Origin of the sequence: Kitasatospora sp. NBC_01560 (genome assembly GCF_045208415.1) — a bacterium.
Lineage (GTDB): Bacteria > Actinomycetota > Actinomycetes > Streptomycetales > Streptomycetaceae > Kitasatospora.
Window position 1 is genome coordinate 5,171,801 of sequence record NZ_CP109364.1, and the last position, 19,481, is coordinate 5,191,281.

15 protein-coding genes, 1 tRNA gene and 1 other RNA gene are annotated in these 19,481 nt (G+C 74.5%); 12 read left to right on the plus strand and 5 right to left on the minus strand.

The features are described from left to right. Window positions 1-663 precede the first annotated feature (663 nt). A tRNA-Ser gene (locus OH807_RS22620) sits at window positions 664-748 on the minus strand. A gap of 123 nt (window positions 749-871) precedes the next feature. On the opposite strand from OH807_RS22620, the gene ffs reads away from it, so the two are divergent. From ffs to OH807_RS22670, 10 genes are all read left to right on the plus strand, one after another. Next, window positions 872-962: signal recognition particle sRNA small type (ffs, locus tag OH807_RS22625), an RNA gene on the plus strand. A 93-nt stretch (window positions 963-1,055) separates the two neighbouring features. Then, window positions 1,056-3,272 (plus strand): DNA polymerase III subunit gamma and tau, encoded by a 2,217-nt coding sequence (locus OH807_RS22630; RefSeq protein ID WP_406201804.1) that lies wholly within the window; start codon window positions 1,056-1,058, stop codon window positions 3,270-3,272. A gap of 182 nt (window positions 3,273-3,454) precedes the next feature. Continuing rightward, complete coding sequence (locus OH807_RS22635) at window positions 3,455-3,796, plus strand: YbaB/EbfC family nucleoid-associated protein (RefSeq protein WP_406201806.1); 342 nt, start codon at window positions 3,455-3,457, stop codon at window positions 3,794-3,796. A 277-nt stretch (window positions 3,797-4,073) separates the two neighbouring features. Continuing rightward, entirely contained in the window at window positions 4,074-4,673 is a 600-nt protein-coding gene (recR, locus tag OH807_RS22640) for a recombination mediator RecR (RefSeq protein ID WP_406201809.1), read from the plus strand. Beyond that, window positions 4,666-5,376, plus strand: a complete 711-nt coding sequence (locus OH807_RS22645) for a DUF5063 domain-containing protein (protein ID WP_406201811.1) — start codon at window positions 4,666-4,668, stop codon at window positions 5,374-5,376. Before recR ends, OH807_RS22645 begins: the two co-directional genes overlap by 8 nt. Window positions 5,377-5,793: 417 nt before the next feature. Then, complete coding sequence (locus tag OH807_RS22650; RefSeq protein ID WP_406201813.1) at window positions 5,794-7,074, plus strand: aspartate kinase; 1,281 nt, start codon at window positions 5,794-5,796, stop codon at window positions 7,072-7,074. Beyond that, window positions 7,071-8,138 carry an aspartate-semialdehyde dehydrogenase gene (locus OH807_RS22655; protein WP_406201815.1) on the plus strand — a complete coding sequence of 356 codons (1,068 nt, stop codon included), beginning with the start codon at window positions 7,071-7,073 and terminating at the stop codon, window positions 8,136-8,138. The genes OH807_RS22650 and OH807_RS22655 overlap by 4 nt, the downstream gene beginning before the upstream one ends. Before the next feature lie 232 nt (window positions 8,139-8,370). Beyond that, window positions 8,371-8,916: a SigE family RNA polymerase sigma factor gene (locus tag OH807_RS22660; RefSeq protein ID WP_406211124.1), complete on the plus strand. Its 546-nt coding sequence runs from the start codon at window positions 8,371-8,373 to the stop codon at window positions 8,914-8,916. Next, window positions 8,909-10,147, plus strand: a complete 1,239-nt coding sequence (locus OH807_RS22665; protein WP_406201818.1) for a hypothetical protein — start codon at window positions 8,909-8,911, stop codon at window positions 10,145-10,147. The genes OH807_RS22660 and OH807_RS22665 overlap by 8 nt, the downstream gene beginning before the upstream one ends. Window positions 10,148-10,337: 190 nt before the next feature. After that, window positions 10,338-11,129 carry an SURF1 family protein gene (locus OH807_RS22670; protein ID WP_406201820.1) on the plus strand — a complete coding sequence of 264 codons (792 nt, stop codon included), beginning with the start codon at window positions 10,338-10,340 and terminating at the stop codon, window positions 11,127-11,129. A 52-nt stretch (window positions 11,130-11,181) separates the two neighbouring features. Here OH807_RS22670 and OH807_RS22675 read toward each other — a convergent pair whose 3' ends face one another. Beyond that, complete coding sequence (locus tag OH807_RS22675) at window positions 11,182-11,607, minus strand: hypothetical protein (protein ID WP_406201822.1); 426 nt, start codon at window positions 11,605-11,607, stop codon at window positions 11,182-11,184. 7 nt (window positions 11,608-11,614) lie between these two features. Between OH807_RS22675 and OH807_RS22680 the strand changes: the two genes are divergently transcribed. Continuing rightward, window positions 11,615-11,785 (plus strand): hypothetical protein, encoded by a 171-nt coding sequence (locus OH807_RS22680; protein ID WP_406201825.1) that lies wholly within the window; start codon window positions 11,615-11,617, stop codon window positions 11,783-11,785. Between the two features lie 64 nt (window positions 11,786-11,849). On the opposite strand, the gene OH807_RS22685 is transcribed toward OH807_RS22680, so the two are convergent. From OH807_RS22685 to OH807_RS22695, 3 genes are all read right to left on the minus strand, one after another. Beyond that, window positions 11,850-13,859 (minus strand): prolyl oligopeptidase family serine peptidase, encoded by a 2,010-nt coding sequence (locus OH807_RS22685; RefSeq protein WP_406201827.1) that lies wholly within the window; start codon window positions 13,857-13,859, stop codon window positions 11,850-11,852. A gap of 82 nt (window positions 13,860-13,941) precedes the next feature. Then, a complete protein-coding gene (locus OH807_RS22690; RefSeq protein WP_406201829.1) occupies window positions 13,942-15,363 on the minus strand; it encodes an MFS transporter in 1,422 nt (473 codons plus the stop codon). 177 nt (window positions 15,364-15,540) lie between these two features. Continuing rightward, window positions 15,541-15,918 (minus strand): nuclear transport factor 2 family protein, encoded by a 378-nt coding sequence (locus OH807_RS22695; RefSeq protein WP_406201832.1) that lies wholly within the window; start codon window positions 15,916-15,918, stop codon window positions 15,541-15,543. 259 nt (window positions 15,919-16,177) lie between these two features. On the opposite strand from OH807_RS22695, the gene OH807_RS22700 reads away from it, so the two are divergent. After that, entirely contained in the window at window positions 16,178-19,105 is a 2,928-nt protein-coding gene (locus OH807_RS22700) for an ATP-binding protein (RefSeq protein ID WP_406201833.1), read from the plus strand. The last annotated feature ends 376 nt before the right edge of the window (window positions 19,106-19,481 follow it).

Consider the following 19,481-nt stretch of genomic DNA (forward strand, 5'->3'; position numbering starts at 1 on the left):
AGGGCAGATGCGGGTGGCGGGCGGTAGGACCGTCCTATGCGACAACTTGCTCCGTCAGGAGCAAGCCGGGGCAAGGATGACCAACCCCACAACTTGCTCCGGCTTCCGGCGGTCTGACCTGGGTCCGAATCACAGGTGAACTCTTGTAGCCAGGGGCTGGCAATGCGCTGGCAGTGCTGTTTCTGGGCTTATGCAGATCAGATCACGGGACGTTACGGCGTGCGGTGGAAGCGCGTAAGACTGTTCGAAGGCCGGGCGTTCACGGCGAGGCGTACACGCGAGCCCCTATTAGAGGGGGGGTCGCGCGTGAACGCTGGGTCGCGTGGACGGCGTGTGCGCCTATCGCGTCCTTCACCATCCGCTCTGCCCGGTCTTGTCGGACAGCTTCGGCCTCGGTGGACGGCGAGATCCACTTCTTGATCAGTTCCTGCCGCTTGTCGTCGCTCAGGCGCTCTGGCAACAGGGGCTCCTCGTTCATGACGGTGGCGGGCACCCTACTTCCGAACGCCGACAACAGAGCCCTTCGTGTCGCGGGGAAACGTCGCCAGAGCCCTCAGACGAGAGCCAAGAACCGGCGAATGAGACCAGAACTGAGACCACGAGACGAAGAAGGCCCCGACCGTTAACCCGGTCGGGGCCTTCAACTGCCTTGCTAGGCAGAGGCGGAGGATACGAGATTCGAACTCGTGAGGGATTGCTCCCAACACGCTTTCCAAGCGTGCGCCCTAGGCCTCTAGGCGAATCCTCCGTGGGAGAGCTTAGTACATGTTCAGGGGTGGTCGCGACCACGTATCTCGTAGGTGAGGGGGAGGGGGTGGCCTGCGGATCGGGGTGGTGGAGGTGGGGGTGGGGATCGGGTACTGTGGGGATCAGCCCCTCGTGTGGCGTTATCTCTCTGAACCCCCCCAGGGCCGGAAGGCAGCAAGGGTAGGAGGGCTCTGGCGGGTGCACGGGGGGTCTTTGCGTTCCCGGGGCCGAGCGGGTGGCCGTGGGCCCGGGCGGGGGCCGGTCGAGGGGCGACGCGTTTGTCGGTCCGTCCCGATATCGTCGGGGGTGTGTCCCTAGCCCTGTACCGCCGCTATCGCCCCGAGACTTTCGCCGAGGTCATCGGGCAGGAGCACGTGACCGCTCCGCTCCAGCAGGCCCTGCGCAACAACAGGGTCAACCACGCGTACCTGTTCAGCGGCCCGCGCGGCTGCGGGAAGACGACGAGCGCGCGCATCCTGGCCCGCTGTCTGAACTGTGAGCAGGGGCCGACGCCGACGCCGTGCGGGGAGTGCCAGTCCTGCCGGGACCTGGCGACGGGCGGGCCCGGGTCGATCGACGTGATCGAGATCGACGCAGCCTCGCACGGTGGTGTGGACGATGCGCGTGACCTGCGCGAGCGGGCTTTCTTCGCGCCGGTGCACAGCCGGTACAAGATCTTCATCCTGGACGAGGCGCACATGGTGACCTCGGCCGGCTTCAACGCGCTGCTGAAGGTGGTGGAGGAGCCGCCGGAGCACCTCAAGTTCATCTTCGCGACGACGGAGCCGGAGAAGGTGATCGGGACGATCCGCTCCCGGACGCACCACTACCCGTTCCGGCTGGTGCCGCCGGGCACGCTGCGCGACTACCTGGCGGAGGTCTGCGGGCGCGAGCGGATCGAGGTCGAGGACAGCGTCTTCCCGCTGGTGGTGCGGGCGGGTGCCGGGTCGGTGCGTGACTCGATGTCGGTGATGGACCAGCTGCTCGCCGGGGCCGGCGAGGCCGGTGTCACCTATCCGATGGCCACCTCGCTGCTCGGTTACACCGACTCCGCGTTGCTGGACGAGGTGGTGGACGCGTTCGCCGCGCACGACGGTGCGACGGTGTTCCAGGTGATCGACCGGGTGGTCGAGGGCGGGCACGACCCGCGAAGGTTCGTGACGGACCTGCTGGAGCGCCTGCGCGACCTCGTCATCCTGGCCACCGTGCCGGACGCGGGGGAGAAGGGCCTGATCGACGCCCCGGCGGACCGGGTCGCGATCATGCAGGCGCAGGCGGACGGCTTCGGGTCGGCCGAGCTGAGCCGGGCGGCGGACATCGTCAACACCGGGCTGACGGAGATGCGGGGGAACGCGGCGCCGCGCCTCCAGCTGGAGCTGATCTGCGCCCGGGTGATGCTGCCGGGCGCGTACAGCGACGAGCTGTCGTTGCAGGCGCGGCTGGACAAGCTGGAGCGCCGGGCGGCGGCCGGAGGGTTCGCAGCCCCGATGGCGGCGATGGCCCCGATGGCGGCCGTGCCCGCGGCAGCACCGGTGCCCCCGGTGACCGCCGTACCCGTCGCACCCGTACCCGTCGCGCCCGCGCCCGTGATGGACGCCCCGGTGCCGGTGGAGCCCGCGCAGGTGGCTCACCTCCAGGTGGCTCCCGCCCCGGCGGCCGCCGCACAGCCCGCCCCCGCGGCTGCGCCCGCGCCCGGGGCGTGGCCGATCCCGCGCAGCTTCCCCTCGGCCGGTGGCGCGCCCGCGCAGCCGGCTGCCGTGCCGGCGCCCGTGCAGGCCGCGCCCGTCCAGCCGGCGCCCGTGCAGCCACCGCCGCAGCCCGCGGCCGCGCCCGCCGCGGCGGGTGGCGGCCAGCCGTCGGGGGCGCAGCAGCAGGGGGCCACGCAGGTCCGGCAGCTGTGGCCGCAGATTCTGGAGGCGGTGAAGAACCGCCGTCGTTTCACGTGGATCCTGCTCAGCCAGAACGGCCAGGTGGCCGGCTTCGACGGCAGCGTGCTCCAGGTGTCCTTCATCAACGCGGGTGCCCGGGACAGCTTCGTCGGCAGCAACAGCGACGACGTGCTGCGCCAGGCGCTCGCGGACGCGCTCGGTGTGGACTGGCGGATCGAGTGCATCGTCGACCCGTCGGGCGGTACGTCCGGCGGGGTGAACGCCGGCGGCGGTGGCCCGGTCCCGGCAGCGGGCGGCAACCCCGCCGGCGGCGGTGGCTGGGGCGCACCCCCGGCGCGTCCGGCGGCGGCTGCGCCCCCGGTGCAGTCCGTCGCACCGGCGCCCGTACCGGCTCCCGCGCCGATGGCCGCGCCCCCGTCGGCGCAGGTCGTCCCGTCGGCGCCGGCCGCTCCGGTGGCTCCGCCGGCGTCCACCCGGGCGGCGTCCGAGCCCTCGGGACCGGCGGTCGCGCTGGAGGACGACATCCCGGACGAGGACGACCCGGACCTCCACGAGGAGGTGTTCTCCGGCCAGGAGATGATCATCCGCGAGCTGGGGGCGACGGTCCTGGAGGAGATCCGCCACGGCGGCGGCTGACGGGCGCGGCCGGGCGAACCGTCCCGACGGCGGGACGGCTGCCCGGACCGGCCCGGCGCGGGCAGCACGTAGGCTCGTGGCGACGATACGCGCGGCGTGAGCGACGCAGGCGGGCGAAGGCCCCGCGGGCGGGCGGGCGCCGCGAGCGAAGCAGGACGAACCCGAATTCAAGGGAGTGAGCCGTGTTCCCCGGTGGTGGCCAGCCCAACATGCAGCAGCTGCTCAAGCAGGCGCAGAAGATGCAGCAGGACCTCGCCAAGGCGCAGCAGGAGCTGGCCGAGGCGAAGGTGAACGGTTCGGCGGGCGGTGGCCTCGTCGAGGTCACCGTGACCGGCGCCGGTGAGCTGGTGGCGCTGACCATCGCCCCGGCCGCGGTCGACCCGGAGGACACCGAGACCCTGGCCGACCTGATCCTGGCGGCGGTCCGCGACGCGAACCAGACCGCGCAGAAGATCCAGGCCGAGCGGATGGGCCCGCTGACCCAGGGCCTGGGCGGCGGCGGTATCCCCGGCCTGCCGTTCTGAGCATGCTCCGAGGGCGGTCCCGGACCGCCCTGGACCGCCCCGGACGGTCGAAGGGATCAAAGGTCGATCCGTCGACGATCCGCGCCTGATCCGCGCCCGAGCCAGGGCTGAGCCAGGGCTGATCCGGGAGTCGATGGTCGGAAGTTCAGACGGTCGACCTGTGTGATTTATGCGGGGGTCGGGCGTCGGGCGGTGTGCCCGGCGCCCGATTCGTTGGATGATGGCACCGGAGCACCCCGCGCGGGTGCCCCACCGACCACCCGAGGGAAGGCGCGACGTGTACGAGGGCGTGGTTCAGGACCTGATCGACGAACTGGGCAGGCTGCCCGGCGTCGGGCCCAAGAGCGCGCAGCGGATCGCCTTCCACGTCCTGCAGGCCGACCCCGTGGACGTCCGCCGGCTGGCGCACACGTTGCTGGAGGTCAAGGACAAGGTCCGGTTCTGCGTGGTCTGCGGCAACGTCGCGGAGGCCGAGCGCTGCCGGGTCTGTCTCGACCAGCGCCGCGACCTCACGGTGATCTGCGTGGTCGAGGAGTCCAAGGACGTCGTGGCGATCGAGCGGACCCGTGAGTTCCGCGGCCGCTACCACGTGCTGGGCGGCGCGATCAGCCCGATCGAGGGCGTCGGACCGGACGACCTGCGGATCCGCGAGCTGCTGGCGCGCCTCGCGGACGGCACGGTCACCGAGCTGATCCTGGCCACCGACCCCAACCTGGAGGGGGAGGCGACCGCCACCTACCTGGCCCGGCTCTGCAAGCCGATGGGCCTGAAGGTGACCCGTCTGGCGAGCGGACTGCCCGTCGGCGGGGATCTGGAGTACGCGGACGAGGTCACCCTCGGTCGCGCCTTCGAAGGGAGACGACTGCTCGATGTCTGACCGGACGATCAACCAGCAGCCCCACACGCCCCCGCAGGCCGGTCCGGAGCAGGACCGGCACGCCCCGCACATCCACGCGCACGGCTCGGAGCCGGACGACCTCGCGGTGCAGATCGCGGACTCGGTGGAGAGCTTCGTGCTCGCCGTCACCGAGGTCGCCAAGGGCGACGAGCCCGGCAGCGCCGTCTCGCTGCTGCTCCTGGAGGTCTCGCAGCTGCTGCTGGCCGGCGGCCGGCTCGGCGCCATCGAGGACGTCGTGCCCGAGGACCGGTTCGAGCCCGATGCCGGGCCGGAGCCGGACGGCGAGCAGCTGCGCGAGCGGCTGGCCGAGCTGCTCGCGCCGATCGACGTCTACCACGAGGTCTTCGACCCGTACGGGCCGCCGGAGAAGCCGAACGCCTTCCGGATCTCGGACGACCTGGCCGGTGTGGTCAGCGAGCTCCAGCACGGGCTGACGCACTACCGCGAGGGCCGGGTCAGCGAAGCGCTCTGGTGGTGGCAGTTCTCGTACCTCTCCAACTGGGGCACGACCTGCTCGGCGGTGCTCCGGGCGCTGCAGTCACTGATCGCCCACGTCCGGCTGGACAGCCCGCTGGGCGCGGTGCCGGACGGCGCGGACACCGACGACGACGGTCTCACCGACGAGCAGCTGGAGCAGCAGGCCGGTGACCTGATGGCGGCCGAGCTGGGCCTCGGGCGGTAGGCACCGCGGACCGCCGCACCGCGCCGATCGCCGGGAACCACCGCCGACCGCCGCACCCCGCCGATCGCCGGGAACCACCGCCGACCGCCGCGCCCTGCCGGTGGCCACCGGCGGCCGGCCGTACGCAGGAGCGCCGGGCGACTGTGACGGACGCCTCAGGGTTTTCCGCGGGAAAGAAAACCCCGGGGCCGCCGTCCGTTCGTCCGCCGATTCTTCGGGATGACGGCGGCCGGCCCGCAGACCTGCCGGTGGGCGCCGTCGCACCACCGCCCACCTGCTGAAACGGGCGTCTCACGATATGGAAAGCGCCGGTCGCGGCACCCCTGCTCGGTAGACTGACGCCGACCGCACAGCCCCCGCCACCCGGGGGTGCGGGGGCCCGGGGCCCCCGGAAACGACACAAGTCGAGGAGCGCACGTGGGCCTTGTCGTGCAGAAGTACGGCGGCTCATCCGTTGCGGATGCCGAGGGCATCAAGCGCGTGGCCCGTCGAATCGTCGACACCAAGAAGGCCGGCCATGAGGTCGTCGTCGTGGTGTCCGCGATGGGCGACACGACGGACGAGCTCATCGAACTCGCGGAGCAGGTGTCACCCCTTCCTGCCGGCCGTGAGTTCGACATGCTGCTGACCGCTGGGGAGCGCATCTCCATGGCGCTGCTGGCCATGGCGATCAAATCGCTGGGTCACGAGGCCCAGTCCTTCACGGGCAGCCAGGCCGGTGTCATCACCGACTCCGTCCACAACAAGGCGCGCATCATCGACGTGACGCCGGGCCGCATCCGCACCGCCCTCGACGAGGGCAACATCGCGATCGTGGCCGGTTTCCAGGGCGTCTCGCAGTCCAGCAAGGACATCACCACCCTCGGCCGCGGCGGCTCGGACACCACCGCCGTCGCCCTCGCCGCGGCCCTCAGCGCCGAGGTGTGCGAGATCTACACCGACGTGGACGGCGTGTTCACCGCCGACCCGCGCGTGGTGAAGAAGGCCCGCAAGATCGACTGGATCGCGTACGAGGACATGCTGGAGCTGGCTTCGTCCGGCTCCAAGGTGCTCCTCGACCGCTGTGTGGAGTACGCGCGGCGCTACAACATCCCGATTCACGTACGCTCGTCCTTCTCGGGCCTTCCCGGGACGATCGTCAGCAACGACAATCCGAACAAGCCCGAAGGGGGCGAGATGGAGCAGGCCATCATCTCCGGAGTCGCCCACGACACTTCCGAGGCCAAGGTCACGGTCGTCGGCGTGCCGGACAAGCCGGGCGAGGCGGCGCGCATCTTCCGTGCCATCGCCGACGCCGAGGTCAACATCGACATGGTGGTGCAGAACGTCTCCGCCGCGTCGACCGGGCTGACCGACATCTCCTTCACCCTGCCGAAGACCGAGGGCCAGAAGGCCATCGACGCGCTCGGCCGGGTCAAGGAGGGCATCGGCTACGAGTCGCTGCGCTACGACGACGCGATCGGAAAGATCTCCCTGGTCGGCGCCGGCATGCGCTCCAACCCGGGCGTCACCGCGACCTTCTTCGAGGCGCTCTCCGAGGCCGGCGTGAACATCGAGCTGATCTCCACCTCGGAGATCCGGATCTCGGTCGTCACCCGCGCCGACGACGTCAACGAGGCCGTGCGCGCCGTCCACAGCGCCTTCGGGCTGGACAGCGAGTCGGACGAGGCCGTCGTCTACGGGGGCACCGGGCGATGACCCGGCGGCCGAACCTCGCCGTCGTCGGCGCCACCGGCGCGGTCGGCGAGGTGGTGCTCGGCCTGCTCTCCCTCCGTCAGGACATCTGGGGCGAGGTGCGCCTCGTCGCCTCCCCGCGCTCGGCCGGCCGCAAGCTGACCGTGCGCGGGGAGCCGGTCGAGGTGGTCCCGCTCACCGAGGAGGCCTTCGCCGGGATCGACGTCGCGCTGTTCGACGTACCCGACGAGGTCTCCGCCCGCTGGGCACCGATCGCGGCCGCCAAGGGCATCGTCGTGGTGGACAACTCCGCGGCCTTCCGGCTGGACGGCGACGTCCCGTTGGTCGTCCCCGAGGTCAACGCGGCCGCGGCGCGGATCCGCCCGCGCGGCATCGTGGCCGGACCGAACTGCGCCACCCTCACGATGATCGCGGCGATCGGCGCGCTGCACGCCGAGTACGGGCTCAGCGAACTGGTCGTCGCCTCCTACCAGGCCGCCTCCGGCGAGGGCCGGGCCGGCGTGGAGACGCTGCGCGAGCAGGTCTCGCTGGTGGCCGGCACCGAGGTCGGCGAGCAGACCGGCGACCTGCGCGCGGTGATCGCCGATCAGGGCCCGTTCGCCGCGCCGCTGGTGCTCAACGCGGTGCCCTGGGCCGGCTCGCTGATGGACGGCGGCTGGTCGTCCGAGGAGCTGAAGATCCGTGACGAGTCCCGCAAGATCCTCGGCCTGGCGGGCCTGAAGGTCTCCGCGACCTGCGTCCGCATCCCGGTGGTCCGCACCCACGCGCTGGCCGTGCACGCCGTCTTCGAGCGCGAGGTCACCCAGGAGCACGCCCAGGAGATCCTCCGCGACGCCCCCGGCGTCGTCCTCTACGACGACCCGGCGGCGGGCGAGTTCCCCACCCCCAACGACGTGGTCGGGACGGACCCGGTCTGGGTGGGGCGGGTCCGCCGGGCGCTGGACGACCCGACCGCGCTGGACCTCTTCCTCTGCGGCGACAACCTGCGCAAGGGCGCCGCGTTGAACGCCCTGCAGATCGCCGAGCTGGTGGCCGGCGAGCTCGCGGCGGGCGCGCTGTCCGGCTGACGCCGCGTCGGCCGGCCGGGAGGACTGGCGGGAATCCGCCACAATCCGCTGGAGGCTGCTTGGGCCCATGCGGGAGAATGTTCCCCGGGCTGGGCAACCATGACAGGGGATCGAGTGTCCAACGGGCGTGGCGAACGTATTGGTGGGGGCAGGGGCAGGCATCTCGGCATCGGCCGTGGTGACCTTCCCGCCGCGCGCCCAGCGGCCTGCGGATAGGCCGGAAGACAGCCAGATGACGGCGGTTTCACCCGGCTCGGCGCAGTCCGGTGCCGGTATCGGCACGGGCGCGAGCGAAGACCTTCTCACCGAGACCTACCAAGCCCACTACCGGTCGCTGCTGCGGCTGGCGGCGCTGCTCCTCGACGACCTCTCGACCTGCGAGGACGTGGTGCAGGAGGCGTTCATCCGGGTGCACGCGGCCCGGCGCCGGGTGCGCGAACCGGAGAAGACGCTCGCCTACCTGCGGCAGACGGTGGTCAACCTGTCCCGCTCCACGCTGCGGCGGCGGATCCTCGGCCTGCGGCTGCTGCCGAAGCCCATGCCTGACATGGCCAGTGCAGAAGAAGGGGCCTACGATGCGCTGGAGCGCGATCAGTTGAAGGCCGCGTTGCGGGGTCTGCAACGTCGTCAGCGGGAGGTCCTGGTGCTGCGTTACTTCGTGGACATGACGGAGGCGCAGGTCGCGGACGCCCTGGGGATCTCGCTCGGTTCGGTGAAGGCGTACGGCTCGCGCGGCCTCGCCGCACTACGGATCCAGATGGAGGCCGGGCGTGCCTGACGACAGGGGAGCCCCCGGCCCCGGGGACGGGCTGAACACGGAGGAGCTGTTCGTCCGTGAGCTGATGCAGCGTGCGGTGGCCGAAGTCCAGCCCGACCCCGCCGGGCTGCACCGGATCCGCCGGGCCGTCCCCCGCCGGCGGGCCGCCGTCCGCGGGGCCTGGACCGGTGCCGCCGCCCTGGCGGTCGCCGTCGCCATCGCCCTTCCCGCCCTGCACGACGACGACCACCTCGGCCTCTCCGGCGGCCCCGGCTCGCCCACCGCCCAGGGCGGCGCGGTGCCGACCGCCACCGACGGCGGCCCGGCCGGCACCGACCCGGCCGGTGCGGACCAGGCCCCGCACCCCGACCCGAGCGGCACCGTCGGCGGCAGCCCGTCCGGCTCCCCCGACGCCCTGCCCAGCCCCGGCGCGAGCACCGTCCAGCCCGGGCCGGGCAGCTCCGCCCCCGCCACCGCGCCCGGCGCGGGCGAGGACGGCACGCCGGTGACGCTCTGCACCCGCGGAGACCTCGGCCAAGGCGCCGCCCACGTCGGCACCGCCGACGCGGACGGGCGGATCTACGGCTACTTCACGGTGCTCAACACCTCCGTACGCGCCTGCCGGCTCGGCGGGCCGGGCGCGATCGCCGTCACCGCCGCCACCGGGACGGACCTCGGCCGGATCCGGGTGACCGACCACACGGTCGGCGACCAGGCCACCGGACTGCCCGCCGCCGGGGGCGCCACCGCCGCCCCCGGGGACGGCCAGACGCTGCTGCTCGCGCCGCGGGCCGGCTACCGGGTGGACTTCGGCTGGGTGCCGGACACCGCCGGCTGCCCGGCCGCGGGCGGCGCCACCCCCGGCGCCACGGCCGGGCCGGGGGCCGCACTCGCCGGAGCGGGCGGCGGTGCCACCCCGGGCGGGCAGATCACCGGCCAGGGAGCCACCGGCGGCGCGGCCCCGGCGGCCGGCTCCTCGGCGGCCGCGACGGCGGCGCCCCCGGCCTCCGCCTCACCGACGACCGGCCCGACCGGGGCCCCCAGCCCCACGGCCACCCCGACCGCCGGGCCCAGCACACCACCGCCCACCATCACGCTCACCCACACCCCGGCGCCCGGCAGCCCGGCCGCCGCGCGGGCTGTCATCCCCGGGGCCTGCTCGGGCACCGTCTACCGCACCGCCCCCCAGCCCCTGTCGGCCCCGTCCGCGACCTCCGCGCCCACACCCTCCGCCTCGCCCTCCGCGGGCTGAGCCCGGCGCCCGTCACGGCGGCTCTGCGTCCGCTCCGGTGGCCCGGCGCCCGTCGCGACGTCCCGGTCTCGCGGCGTCCCGGCCGGTGGCACGCGCGGCACGGCGCGGGGAGCCGGACGGGCCGACTTCTCGCGCCGTGGGCGGACCCCTGTGGTCGGAACGGGTGTGAGGAGTGGTTACCGTGGGGGGTGTGTACCGGTTCCTCCTCACTCCGCGCTGGCTGGGCGGCACCGCGCTGGCCGTCGCGGCCGTGGCGGTGTGCGTCTGGCTCGGCACCTGGCAGCTCGGCAGGTTCGAGGACAAGGTCTCCTCGCACCACGAGATCAGCAAGGCGATGGACGACGCCGGCGCGGCCCAGCCGCTCGGCGCACTGCTGAGCAGCGCGCAGCCGCAGGTCACCACCGACACCGTCGGCCGGGCCGTGACGGTGTCCGGCACCTTCGACCGGGACCACCAACTGCTCGTCCCCAACCGGGTGCTGGACGGCAAGCAGGGCTACTACGTGCTCACCCCGCTGCGCACCGGGGACGGCCGCACGGTCGCTGTCGTCCGCGGCTGGGCGCCGGGCGCGCCGACCGGGGCCGGAGCGCCCGCCGAGGACGCACCCACCGGTGAGGTGACGGTCAGCGGCCGGTTGCAGGCCGGCGAGAGTATCGGCAGCAACGGCGCGGTGGCCGGCGGGCTCCCGGCCGGACAGCTCGGCACGATCAACCAGGCCTCGCTGGTCAACAAGCTCTCCTACGACGGCTGGTACGACGGCTGGGTGTCCGCGGACGCGGCGCCGGCCGGGCTGACGCCGGTGCCTACCGTCCAGCCGCAGGGCGGCGACGGGCTCACCCTGCGCGCGTTCCAGAACCTCGGGTACACCCTGGAGTGGTTCGTCTTCGGCGGCTTCGTCGTCTTCATGTGGTTCCGCCTGGTGCGCCGGGAGGCGGAGGCCGAGCAGGACCGGGCCCTCGGACTGGACCCGGTCCTGGAGTAGCCGCCCTCCGGCGGCCCGCCCCTCTGTCGGACCCCCGCAGGACCGCGGTGCGTCAGCGCGTCGGCTTGGCCGCGGGGACGCCCGGTACGGCGGGCAGCGTCGGCACGGCAGGCGCCGCCGGCTTGCCGGACGTGCCCGGCACCGACGGTGCCGGCGCGGGCGTGCCCGGGGAGGGAGCACCCGGGGAGGCAGCGCCGGACGGCGTCGGGGACGACGGGTTCGCGGGCGGCGGGTTGCCGCACCGCCCGCTGTTCCCGTTGCCGCTCCCGCTGGCGTAGTCGTCATCGTCGTCGTGGTCGGTGTGGTGACGCACCTTGCGCCCGCTCTTGGAGCTCTTCGAGCCCTTGGAGCCGGAGGACGACTTCGATCCGGCCTTGGCGAGGACGACGACCCCGTCCGCTCCCTCCCCCTCACCCTCGCCGAAGGTGCGGAACGCCGCCTGAACGGCGAGCGCCCCGCCCGGCGCAGCCGCCTTCACCGTGCCCGTGCCCGTCCCCGTGCCCGTGCCCGTACTCGGACTCGCGCCCGCGCCCGGTGCCGTCGCCCGGGCCGACGCGGCCGGGGTGGCGGACGCCGTCACCGTGGGAGTGGCGGCGGCCGTCGGCTGCGTCGACGGGGACGCCGGCGGCGGGCAGGCCGCCCCGCTGCTGTCCTGACCGGAGCAGCCGGTGAGCACCAGGACCCCGGCCACCCCCACCCCCACGATCACCGACAGACGTCTCACCCGTTCCCCCTGCCGGCCCCGGCGGCCGGCTTCTCCGCGGCGTCGCCGATCACGGCGTCCCCGGTCACGGTGCCGTCGGCCGCGTCGCCGTCCGTCGCGTCGCCGTCGGCCGCGCTGCTGTCGGCCGCGCTGCCGTTCACCGCGCTGCCGTCCGCCGCGTCGCCGTCCACACCGAGGTGCCGCCGGACGAAGTCGATCTCCAGCCGCAGCTGCTTGATCCGCTCCTCCACCACCAGCGAGCCGTGCCCGGCGTCGTAGCGGTAGACCTCGTGCGGCTTGCCGAGGGCCTCCAGCCGCTCGACGTAGTTGTCGATCTGCCGGATCGGGCAGCGCGGGTCGTTGACCCCGGCGCTGATGTAGACCGGCACCCGCACCTGCTCGACGTAGGTGAGCGGCGAGGAGGCCGTCCAGCGCTCGGGCACCTCCTCCGGCGTACCGCCGAAGAGCGTGCGGTCGAGCGACTTCAGCGCCTCCATCTCGTCGTCGTACGCGGTCAGGTAGTCCGCCACGGGGACGGCGGCGACGCCGAGCGACCAGTTCTGCGGCTGCACGCCGAGGCCGAGCAGGGTGAGGTAGCCGCCCCAGGAGCCGCCGGTGAGCACCAGCCGCTCGGGGTCGGCGAGGCCGCTCTCCACCGCCCACGCCCGGACGGCGTCGATGTCCTCCAGCTCGATCAGGCCGACCCGCTCGCGCAGCGCGTCCGTCCAGGCCTGGCCGTAGCCGGTGGAGCCGCGGTAGTTGACCCGGACCACCGCGAAGCCGTGGTCCAGCCAGGCGGCCGGGCCGGCGGCGAAGGAGTCGCTGTCGTGGTGGGTCGGTCCGCCGTGGATCTCGAAGACGGTCGGGACCGGGCCGCCGCCCGCCCGGGCGCCGGCCGGCCGCTGGACCAGCGCGTGCACCCGCCCGCCCGGGCCGTCCACCCAGACGTCCTCGACCGGCACCGAACCCGGCGGGACGGCGCCCGGCGCCCGCAGCACGACCGTGCCCGCGGTGGACCGGACGGCGGACGGCTCGGCCGCGGAGGACCAGAGGAACTCCACCGTGCCGTCCGGGCGGGCGGTGGCGCCGCCGACGGTGCCGCGCGGGGTGTCCAGCCGGGTCAGCACGGCGTCGTCCAGGGAGAACGAGAACAGCTCGCTGCGGGCCTCGTACTCGTGCTCGACCAGCAGCGCGCGGGCGCCGGGGCGCCACTCGGCGGAGACGTCGCCGGGCAGCTCGCGGCCCTGCTCGTCGCGGAGCGCCAGCGCCGTCTCGGCGCCGGTCGCGACGTCCCAGATCATCGGCTCCCAGCGGCCGGTGCGCTGGTGCGCGACCAGCAGCCGGGTGTCCCCCTCGACCGGGGCGAAGCCCAGGCAGGCGACCCCGCGCGGCTCCTCCCGGCCGGTGACCTCGTCCAGCTCGGCCACGGTCGCGCCGTCGGCGAGCCGGACGATCCGGATCGCCGAGTGCATCGCGTCACCGTGCTCGGTGTGGTCGATGGCGAGCAGCGTGCTGTCGTGGCTGAGGTCGCCGACGCCGCCGTACTCCTCGTGGCGGTAGATCTCCACGGCCTCGGCCGCGCCCGGGCGGCGCAGGTGCAGGGTGGTGCCGTCCTCGTCGGTGGAGCGGCCGACCACCACCGTGCCGTCCCGGCCGAGCGCCAGGCCCGCCGAGTAGGAGGCGGCCAGGCCGGGCACGGCCTCCTCGTCGGGGCCGGTCGCGCCCTCGGGGTGCCCGGCGAAGGGCTGACGGCGCCAGACGCCGAACTCGTCGCCGTCGTTGTCGTCGAACCACCAGACCCAGGCGCCGTCCGGGGACAGCTCGGCGTCGGTCGTCCCGTTCGGACGGTCGGTGACCCGGCGGTGGGTGTCGCCGGAGCGGTCCCAGGCGTACACCTCGTAGGTGCCGGTCGCGTTGGACACGTACAGGGCCCGGTCGGGGGCGTCCTCGGCCCAGTCCGGCAGCGAAACGCGTGCCGCCCGGAACCGCTGCTCCCACGCCGGTACGGCGCTCTTCTCCTCGCTCATCCGCCCATCCAACCCGATCGGGGGGAGCGAGCGGAACGGGCGGGCGGGCACGAGCACCCCACCCGCCCTTCCGCCCCGTTGTTCAGGCCGCCCGGCGGGGCAGCAGCTGTACCAGGCCCACCAGCAACAACTCCAGCACCGCCAGCACCGCGACGCAGCGGCCGAACGCGGTGACCGGATCGGCGGAGCCGTACTGGACGATGCCGATCAGTGCGACCCCGAGCGCCCCGGCGACCTGCTGGACGGTGGCCAGTACCCCCGCCGCCGAACCGGCCAGCCGCGCCTCCACCCCCGCCAGCACGACCGAGGTCACCGGCGCGATCACCAGCCCCATGCCGAGGCCGTCCAGGAACAGGCCCGGCGCCAGCCACCAGGCGCTGCCGGTCGTGCCGATCATGTGCACGGTGAGGCCGAGCAGGCCCAGCCCGGCCGCCATCAGCAGCCCGCCCAGCGCGACGGCCTGCCGGCCGAGGCGGGCGGCGACGAGGTGCGCGCGGGTCGAGGTCAGCAGGTAGCCCGCGCCGATCGAGGTGAAGACCAGACCGGAGCCGAGCGCGTCCAGGCCGCGGCCGGCCTGCAGGTGCAGGGCCAGCACCAGGAAGAAGGACGCCTGGCCGAGCCAGAAGGCGAGCTGGGCGAGCAGGCCCGCGGTGAACGCCCGGGACGCGAACAGCCGGGTGTCGACCAGCGGGGAGCCAGTGGCACCGGTGCGGTGCTGGTGCACGGCGAAGCCGACGAGCAGCACGGCGGAGCCGGCCAGGCAGAGCCACGTCCAGAGCGGCCAGCCCTGCTCGCGGCCCTGGATCAGCGGCAGCACCAGGCCGGTCAGCGAGACGGTGACCAGCAGCACGCCCACCGGATCCAGGCCGGGCCGCTGCGGCGCCCGGGACTCCGGCAGGCAGCGGCGGGCCACGACGAGGGCGGCCAGGCCGACCGGCAGGTTGATCAGGAAGCAGCTCCGCCACTCCAGCCCGAAGAGGTCGGCGCGGATCAGCGCCCCGCCGATCAACTGGCCGAACACCGCGCCGACGCCCATCGTCAGCCCGTACATCGCGAACGCCCGGGCCTGCGCCGCTCCGGCGAACGCCGTCCGCAGGATCGCCAGCACCTGCGGGCCCATCAGCGCCGCCGCCAGGCCCTGCACCACCCGCGCGCCGACCAGCGCGGCGGCGGTCGGGGCCAGGCCGCAGCCGGCCGAGGCGAGGGTGAACAGGGCCAGGCCGACCGCGAACACCCGGCGCCGGCCGTACCGGTCACCGAGCCGGCCGGCCGTGATCAGGCCGGTCGCGAGCGCCAGGGCGAACCCGGCGATCACCCATTGCACCGCGGCCGGGCCCGCCCGCAGGTCGGCCTGGAAGGAGGGGGCGGCGACGTTGACGACGAAGACGTCGAGCGCGGTCATGAAGGTGGCGGTCAGGACGACCGGCAGCAGGCCGCGGGTGTTCCCCGCTGCGGGGGACGAGGGCTCTGTCGTGGCGGGGCGGGTGTGCAGGGTGGTGCTCATTCCGGTGGCTCCTCAGGGGGGTTGGGCGGCGTGGTGAGGGGGCGGCGTGGCGTGGCGGGGTGTTCGCCGCAGGGGGCCGGGCCCGTGGGGTCGTGCAGTGGGCCGGGGGCGGGGACGGGCTCCGGTCGGGCCCGCCCCCGGCCCCACGTGCCCGGGCGGGGGTGGTGGCGGGGCTGCTCAGGCGCCCGGGACGCGGTCCAGGAAGCCGTACACCGAGGCGATCCGGCCGTCCGGACCGGCCACCAGCACGTCGAAGCCGACCACCAGCGGCTCCTCGCCGGCCGGCCCGAGGTTCCAGGTGAAGCGGGCGATGTCGTGGTGCGCGTCCACCGCGCCGAGGGTGAACTCCAGCCCGGGGAACTGCGCCTGGGCCGCACCGATCAGCGCGTCCACCCCCTCCCGGCCGGTCACCGCGGCCAGCGGGTCGGTGTAGCTGCCGTCCTCGGCCCAGGCCTCGTCGACGAGCTTGCGGCGGGCGGCCGGGTCGGTCTCGTTCCAGACGGCGAGGTAGCGCTCGGCCAGCTGCTGGAGGTCGGTCGGGCGGATCTCGGTCATGGTCTTCTCCCTTGTCCTGAGCGGTTGTTCGCGGTGCGTTCCCGCTGCTCATGAAGGTACGGACGGCGCGCCGCGGGCGAATCCGTCACGGATAGGTAGGGGTGTACGGGGGTGTGAACAGCGGTGCGTACGTCACCCGCGTGCACCGGTACCGGCCACGCCGTCGGGAGGCGCGGGCGGGAGGCGCGGGCGGGAGTGCGGGCAGGCGGACCGGCGGACGGATCGGCGGGCCGCCGGACGGGGTCGGTAGGGTCGGGGGATGGGGATGCTCTACGGGCGGGACGAGGAGCAGGCTGCCGTCGGTGCGCTGCTCGACGGGGCGCGGGACGGCCGCAGCGGGGCCTTGGTGCTGCGCGGCGAGCCGGGCATCGGCAAGACGGCGCTGCTGGAGCACGCGGTGGCCGCCGCAGGGGCTGCTGCGGGCGCGGGCGAAGGTGCCGCCGCGGGGGCCGGGTTCAGGGTGCTGCGCGCGACGGGCATCGAGTACGAGGCCGAGCTCCCGTTCGCCGGGCTCAGTCTGCTGCTCGCCCCCGGCCTCGACCGGCTCGGCGCGTTGCCCGGGCCGCAACGGCGGGCGCTGGAGGCGGCGTTCGGGATCGGCGAGACCGCCCCCGGCCCTGCCGAGGAGTCCGCCGCCGGGCACCCGGCCGGACCGGCCGGCGGCCCGGGGGACCGGCTGCTCACCGGCCTGGCCGTGCTCGGACTCCTCGCCGAACTGGCCGCGGACCAGCCGCTGTTGTGCGTCGTGGACGACGCCCACTGGCTGGACCGGGCCTCGCTGGACGCCCTGCTGATCGCCGCCCGCCGGCTCCAGGCGGAGGGCGTCGCCCTGCTGCTCGCCACCCGGGACGCCGGAGCACCCGCCGGTACGGTCGGTGGCCTGCCGCCGACCGGCCTCCCCGAACTCCGCCTCGCCCCGCTCCCCGAGCGGGCTGCCGCCCAACTCCTCGGCACCCGTACGGCGGTGGGGATCACCGACGACGTCCGGCGCCGGCTGCTCGCCGAGTCCGCCGGCAACCCGCTGGCGCTCACCGAATTGCCGCTCTCCCTCGCGGGCACCGGCGTCGGGTCCGCTGCGGGGTCCGGTCCGGGGCCCGGCGCCGGTCCTGTTGCGGGAGCCGGCGGGGGAGCTGCCGCGGGAGCGGCCACCGCGCCCGGCGTGCTGCCGCTCACCAGCCGCCTGCAGATCGCCTTCCACGGCCAGGTCACCGGTCTGCCACCGGCCACCCAGAACCTGCTGCTGGTCGCCGCCGCCGAGGAGAACGGTGAGCTCGACGTCGTCCTGGCGGCCGCCACCGCCCTCGGTTCGACCGCCGAACACCTCACGCCGGCCGAGGAGTCCGGCCTGGTCACCGTCGGAGCCGACCGCCGCCTCGCCTTCCGGCACCCGCTGCTGCGCGCTGCGATCCTCCAACGGGCCCCGTTGCAGCAGAGACTGGCGGCCCATCGGGCCATCGGCGAGGCCCTGGAGGACGGCGACCGCCGGACGTGGCACCTCGCCCTGGCCGCCACCGAGCCCGACGCAGAGCTCGCCGACGCCCTGGAACGCGCCGCCGTCCGCGCCGAGGCCCGCGGCGGCCACGGCGGCGCCGCCGCGTACGAACGCGCCGCCCGGCTCACCCCCGACCGCGACGGCGCCACCCGCCGGCTCGTCCTGGCCGCCGAAGCAGCCACCGAGGAGGGCAAGTTGGCGCAGGCCGAGGCGCTCGCCGACCGGGCCGGCGCCCGGACGGACAGCGTCTTCGTGCACGCCCTGCTCGATCACGTCCGGGCCACCGCGCACTTCTGGCGCGGCTCCTACCCGACCGCGTACCGGCTGCTGCTGGACGCCGCGGCCACCGACATCGAGGCGCCGCACGCCGCCCGGATGCTCCTCCAGGCCTTCCACGCCGCCTGGTACGCGGGCGAGGAGGCGGTGGTCGCCGTCCTCGACCGGCTCGCCGAGGTCCGCGCCGCGCTGCCCGACGGCGATCCGCTCGCCCCGCTGGCCCGGCACCTGCCGGCCGCCGTCCTGCCCGCCCTGGGCCGCCCCGCCCCGCCGCTGCCCACCGCCCGCGACACCGCGGCGGCGGCCCGCCGGGCGGGCGCCGAGACCCCGGGCGACCTCGTCCAGCTCTGCGGAGCCACCCTGATCCTCGGCCGGGACGCCGAAACCGTCGACCTCGCCACCGAACTCGTCGCCGAGGCACGGACCAAGGGCGCCGTCGGCGTGCTGCCCACCGTGCAGTTCTTCCTCGCCGAGGCCGAACTGTTCCACGGCCGCCACCGCGACGCCGAGGTCACCGCCACCGAGGCCCTCGCCCTCGCCCGCGACACCGGGCAGCACCAGTGGGTCAGCCAGCTCAGCGCGCTGCTCGCCTGCCTGGCCGCCCTCGCGGGCGACGCCGACCGGGTCACCGCACTCACCGCGACCGCGCGGACTGCGACGGCCCTGACCGGCAACGCCGCCGGCGCCCCGGCCTCCGCCCCCGGCGAACCCTGGGCGCAGTGGGCGCTCGCCCTGCACGACCTCGGCCAGGGGCGGGCCGCCGACGCCGCCGACCGGCTGCAGGCCCTCACCACCGGCCCCTACCGGCACCACGTCAGCGCCACCCGGGCCGTCCCCGACCTGGTCGAGGCGGCCGTCCGCCTCGGCGCCCCCGAACGCGCCGCCGCACCCTACGAGCGCTTCGCCCGCTGGACGGGAGCCGCCGCTATGCCCTGGGCCGAGGCGCTACGGCTGCGCTGCCAGGCCCTGCTCGGCCCGGACGAACTCGCCGAAACCGCCTACCGCGCCGCCCTCGACCTCCACGACGGCACCCACCGCCCCTTCGAACAGGCCCGCACGGCACTGCTCTACGGCGAGTGGCTGCGCCGGGAACGCCGCCGCACCGACGCCCGCCCCCTGCTGCGCGCCGCCCTGGAGACCTTCGAGCTGATCGGCGCCCACCCCTGGGCCGCCCGCGCCCGCACCGAACTCACCGCCACCGGCACCAGCGCGCCCGCCCCGGCCGACGCCCCCGCCGGCGCGCTCACCGCACTCACCCCGCAGGAACTCCAGATCGTCCGCCTCGCCGCCCGGGGTCTCACCAACCGCGACATCGCCGCCCAGCTCTTCCTCAGCCCCCGCACCGTCGGCCACCACCTCTACAAGGCCTACCCCAAGCTCGGCATCGCCTCCCGGACCGACCTCCCCACCCTCTTCTGACCCCACCCCCACCGGACGCAGCCGGCCGAGGGCACGGCAAGATCCGAAGGAGAGGGCCTGAGCCCGGAGCGAGCGGCGAGGAGAGCAGCCGTCGCCCGCGAAAGGGCCCGACATCCTGCTGAGGGCGGGTCAGTGGAAGCCCACGGGGAGATCGTCCCGGGCGGATCCCGCCCCGGGGTTCTCCCGACCGCGCCGGAAAACAGCTCAGGGCCGGTAACCCTTGCGGGTCACCGGCCCTGAGCTGGTGTTACTGGGTCGGGGTGGCGGGATTTGAACCCACGGCCTCTTCGTCCCGAAGCAACTCAGGGGAGTAGGGGGCTGGGGATCGGTGCGCCGGTGAGCTGCACGAACGGTCCGTCAGTGTCCGTGGGAGTCC

What these genes read in the sequence shown, in the direction of transcription:
- OH807_RS22645 (WP_406201811.1), top strand. Translation starts at nt 4,666, where the DNA reads ATGTCTGACCGGACGATCAACCAGCAGCCCCACACGCCCCCGCAGGCC.
- OH807_RS22655 (WP_406201815.1), top strand. Translation starts at nt 7,071, where the DNA reads ATGACCCGGCGGCCGAACCTCGCCGTCGTCGGCGCCACCGGCGCGGTC.
- OH807_RS22690 (WP_406201829.1), bottom strand. Translation starts at nt 15,363, where the DNA reads ATGAGCACCACCCTGCACACCCGCCCCGCCACGACAGAGCCCTCGTCC.
- OH807_RS22660 (WP_406211124.1), top strand. Translation starts at nt 8,371, where the DNA reads ATGACGGCGGTTTCACCCGGCTCGGCGCAGTCCGGTGCCGGTATCGGC.
- OH807_RS22700 (WP_406201833.1), top strand. Translation starts at nt 16,178, where the DNA reads ATGGGGATGCTCTACGGGCGGGACGAGGAGCAGGCTGCCGTCGGTGCG.
- OH807_RS22685 (WP_406201827.1), bottom strand. Translation starts at nt 13,859, where the DNA reads ATGAGCGAGGAGAAGAGCGCCGTACCGGCGTGGGAGCAGCGGTTCCGG.
- OH807_RS22695 (WP_406201832.1), bottom strand. Translation starts at nt 15,918, where the DNA reads ATGACCGAGATCCGCCCGACCGACCTCCAGCAGCTGGCCGAGCGCTAC.